Origin of the sequence: Bacillus sp. Marseille-Q3570 (assembly GCF_946151055.1) — a bacterium.
Classification (GTDB): Bacteria; Bacillota; Bacilli; order Bacillales; family Fictibacillaceae; genus Pseudalkalibacillus.
The window spans coordinates 1-971 of the sequence record NZ_CAMGYZ010000047.1 but is presented as its reverse complement, the minus strand read 5'-3'; the positions used below and the strand labels follow the sequence as shown (position 1 = coordinate 971).

The window sequence follows — 971 nt, the reverse complement described above, 5'->3', positions numbered from 1 at the left end:
TAGTTATGCGGTATATGACATTCCTCCTATTTATATTGTCTTGCGACAGATATGAATAGAGATCATCCTTCTTACCACCAAACATACGACACAGCGCCGAACCATCGTAATGGGAGAAGCCTTTGATTGCAAAGAATGGAAGCAGTAACAATATCTGGAACACTTGAAGGTTCGTCAACTGGCAGTTCTCACGTTTCAAGCCACCAAGACTGCGGTTGTCCAAATTTAAGCTTTCAAGCAGACGCGTAAATGTATCCATAACTATACTGCGACGTTTTTCTGAGAAAAAGTTGCGGATTTCTGAGGGAATATTTGTAATTTTGCTCATGGCTTTGAGTTTTGAGTAATGTTTTTTTGATGCATCTAATTTACTCATTTTCCGTGATATACGGAAATACTCAAAGCCTTTTTTATGCAATAAATTCAACCTCAAAGTCTAAATCCGAAACTTGAGTAATTCTTTAACTTTGTACCACATCAGATACTTCTTTATTTTGGAAGTCTCGCTCATAGCATTGTGATTAGTTGTTCCAATTCAATAGTGTCCAAAATAATTTTTAGGTCAAAGAATATTGTTCGGCCAATCAGTCAATTGGTCGAAAAGCAAATGAATTATAGTTGATTAATCCCCCCCTAAGGATTTTGAGCCTCATCAGGAGGCGGTGTAAACGGTTCATCAAGCCACTTTTGGAGGTCTATCTTAGTAAAAGTGTTAAGACGCAGCGAAGATACAAGATTAGATAGATGCCAAGGGTATTTTGCGGTCTGGCGCAGCCATGAGAGTAGCAGAATGGTGATTAGGGCTGTCCAGATCTGAATCTCCACGGCATTGCGTGTAGTGCCGACAAACGACTTTATATGAAAAAGCTGTTTGAGGTTGCGGAAGAATATCTCGATATTCCAACGTGCTTTGTATAAGGCTGCTATGGTGCTCGCAGCAAGTGTAAAGTTATTGGTCAGCAACTCTACGG

At 39.8% G+C, this 971-nt stretch carries 1 protein-coding gene and 1 pseudogene; both read right to left on the bottom strand.

Annotated features, from left to right (window positions below; translation table 11 throughout):
* Window positions 1-418, bottom strand: a pseudogene (locus N8M93_RS22690) (hypothetical protein); the annotation flags it as partial.
* A gap of 215 nt (window positions 419-633) precedes the next feature.
* Window positions 634-971: transposase (locus N8M93_RS22685; RefSeq protein ID WP_261134905.1), on the bottom strand; the 338-nt coding region annotated here is incomplete at its 5' end.